The organism is Bradyrhizobium sp. (assembly GCF_019242285.1).
In the GTDB taxonomy this organism is placed as follows: Bacteria; Pseudomonadota; Alphaproteobacteria; order Rhizobiales; family Xanthobacteraceae; genus Bradyrhizobium.
Genome location: NZ_JAFAVV010000338.1, coordinates 1 through 2803 on the forward strand (window position 1 = coordinate 1; position 2803 = coordinate 2803).

Genomic DNA, 2803 nt, shown 5'->3' on the forward strand with positions numbered 1-2803 from the left:
CTGCGCCAGGCGATCGCAAGCCAGGCGCTCGAGGTCCACTACCAGCCTTGCATCAGCCTCGAGGACGGCCGCATCACCGGCTGCGAGGCACTGGTGCGCTGGCGTCATCCCGATCGCGGCATGGTCTCACCGGCGGAGTTCATCCCGATCGCTGAGGAGACGAGCCTGATCAACGAGCTCGGTGAATGGGTGCTGGCTACGGCCTGCGCCGAGGCCGCGACATGGCCGGAAGGCATCCGTCTTGCGGTCAACGTCTCGCCGGTCCAGTTCAGGAGCGGTACGCTGGCGCTCAAGATCGCTTCAACACTGGCCGCATCTGGACTTTCGGCAGGCCGGCTGGAGCTCGAGATCACCGAGGCGGTACTGATCCGCGACGACGAAACCGCGCTCTCGATCCTGCATCAGCTCCGCGGCCTCGGCGTGCGCATCGCGCTCGACGATTTCGGCACCGGCTACTCCTCGCTGAGCTACCTGCACCGCTTTCCCTTCGACAAGATCAAGATCGACCGCAGCTTCGTCAACGACATCGTCCGTCCGGAAGGCACCTCCAGCATCGTCCAGGCCGTGATCGGCCTCGCCGCCGCCCGCCGCATGACGACCACGGCGGAAGGCGTCGAGACCGACGCGCAACGCCAGCTCCTTGCCGCCCTCGGCTGCTCGGAGATGCAGGGCTATCTGTTCAGCGCGGCGAAGCCTGCCGAAAAGCTCAAAGAGCTGTTCGCGTCGCATTCCGACGCGCCATGGAACGCCGTCGCGGAGGTGCCTCTGGGTGAACGGCGCAAGCGCCAGCCGAAGACGGCGTGAGGCTCAGATCGGAAACGCCTGTTGTGGGCCGCACAAGAAACTGGCGAAGCCCCAATGTATTAAACCAGAGGTTGGCCGAGAAGAACAGAACAGGTAGGAAGCAGCCGAGCGCTTGCCTGGCGGCGGTTGGCAGAGGCGCTCGGCCACTCGGTTACGCAATTTACTCGGCCCGGCGCGCGGTGAGTCCCGGAGGCAACGCGACAAGCCCGACCAGCCCCAGACATACGCTTACAATCCGAGAATTGGCTGCAATCATGGTAGCCAGTGATTCGCGGCAGCAAACGCGCCTTCTCACGGCGATTGTTGACCGAACTGCGGCAAAAACATGAATATCGTCATAAGTGGATGATGTTCGGAGTATGAACCTCTCTAAGTGCAATAGGACGAAGTTTGGCGCCGCTCTCTTCCCGGGAATCAGCTAGAAATTGCAGGATTTTCGAGGGGGTCGAAGTCTGGATGAATGGACCTACGATACTCGTCCGAACGTTGTCGTCGGCCAGTATCCTCGACCGTTATGACAACACGTGGCAATATCATTCCCGCAGTGATCATCATTCGAAGATTGCCTGTTGGGGCGTGGTCTTCGACTTGATGGTGTCTACTCCACTTCTGAGGCGCCACGTCGCGACAGGTGCCGTGCGCTTTGGCATCAATCACGAAATGCGTGACTTCGTCCATGATCGAAAGAAAAACCTCGATCTCGTGCTCTGCACGCCCGGAGGTCCCACGAAATCTGATACCTTGGCAAGCCTCGCCGCGAACTACAAGATCGAGCTGACGGACGAGGAGCGGGAGGAATTCGGAGAGCTTCCACCACTGGTTCGAGCGCCGGTCGGATCAGTCCTGTTGGCGCTGGAAGCCAAGGCTTGCATGACAGCACATCAACGCGCACTTCCACGCCTTTATGACGAGTTGAACTCTTCGCACCTCACCGTGCACGGAGCGAGCGATCAGGCCATCGCGGTGGCTTTCACGATGGTGAATGTCGCGAGCGCTTATCTCAGTCCGGATCTGAACAAAAAGAACAGATCGTCCGATCCGGTGTGGAGTCAGCACAAACAGCCACGGGACGCCCAGCTTGCAATCGACAAGATAAAGCAGCTCCCACGTCGATCGAAACCGGGTGACGTCGGCTACGACGCGATCTCGATCGTCGCAATCGACATGGCTAATGATGGGAGGCCCGTTGAACTCGTCGACGGATCACCGGCGCCGCCAAAGGGTGACATCTACAATTATGAGAGCATGATTGCTCGACTATCCGCTATCTACGCCACGCGATTCAAGGACCTTGGCTAATTTGTTTCGGATTCGCCCTTCTTGACACTCCCAAATGATGATCACCCGATAACCTTCTCGACGGAGACGGGCAACGTTACGAGCATCCCTTCGCTGGTTGTCGTGAAACTTGGTGATCCAAAATTTGCGATTGGACTTCGGTACCGTCGCCTTCCAGCAACCGGCATGATGGTGCCAAAAACACCCGTTAACGAAAATGGCCCATCGCCTAGTGTTGTTAGCGAAGTCGGGACTACCAGGGAGTTTCTTGACGTTCTTGCGATAGCGGACACCCAGATCGCGAAGCACGGTCGCGACGATCGTTTCAATCTTCGTTCCTCGTTGTCTGATCCGAGCCATGCGCGCGGACGTTTCGGGGGTCGTAGGCGTCGCCTTCATTCTGCGGCGACAGCGAATTTCGTGTAGTTCGTATTTTCAAGCGCCTCCATCCGAGTGAGATGCTCGCGAAGTCGGTCTTGAAACCCTTCTGCAAAGCGCAACTTTGCTCGTTGAGTCCTCGACAGGAATCCACGAGTCGCCCGTGACGAGAGGAGTTTTCCATCATGACGGAGAAATTCGGTTAGAGCTGGCCGCCCTTCCCATTTCGGATAAGAGTTGATCCGAACTGCATATCGGCGCCGGCCATCAAAACGCGCTGCCCTGGGCCATCGGCCATTTGCAGGGAGTTCGTCGTCCCTGCTGATCTCGTAACTGCCAGGAC

General features: G+C 58.6%; 3 protein-coding genes and 1 pseudogene. 2 read left to right on the plus strand and 2 right to left on the minus strand.

Annotated elements, in window-relative coordinates; translation table 11 throughout:
* Both JOY90_RS13190 and JOY90_RS13195 read left to right on the plus strand, forming a co-directional pair.
* Positions 1–804, plus strand: an 804-nt coding sequence (locus JOY90_RS13190) for a bifunctional diguanylate cyclase/phosphodiesterase (RefSeq protein ID WP_291691563.1), incomplete at its 5' end; no start/stop codon positions are given.
* A gap of 486 nt (positions 805–1290) precedes the next feature.
* Positions 1291–2103, plus strand: coding sequence for a hypothetical protein (locus tag JOY90_RS13195; protein ID WP_291691564.1), 813 nt, complete (start codon positions 1291–1293; stop codon positions 2101–2103).
* On the opposite strand, the gene JOY90_RS13200 is transcribed toward JOY90_RS13195, so the two are convergent.
* On the minus strand, positions 2062–2481 hold the full coding sequence (locus JOY90_RS13200) for a very short patch repair endonuclease (protein ID WP_291691565.1): 420 nt from the start codon (positions 2479–2481) through the stop codon (positions 2062–2064). The two genes, JOY90_RS13195 and JOY90_RS13200, sit on opposite strands and share 42 nt — an antisense overlap.
* A pseudogene (locus JOY90_RS13205) lies at positions 2478–2803 on the minus strand (DNA (cytosine-5-)-methyltransferase); the annotation flags it as partial. The gene JOY90_RS13200 and the pseudogene JOY90_RS13205, both read right to left, overlap by 4 nt.

What these genes read in the sequence shown, in the direction of transcription:
- JOY90_RS13200 (WP_291691565.1), bottom strand. Translation starts at nt 2,481, where the DNA reads ATGAAGGCGACGCCTACGACCCCCGAAACGTCCGCGCGCATGGCTCGG.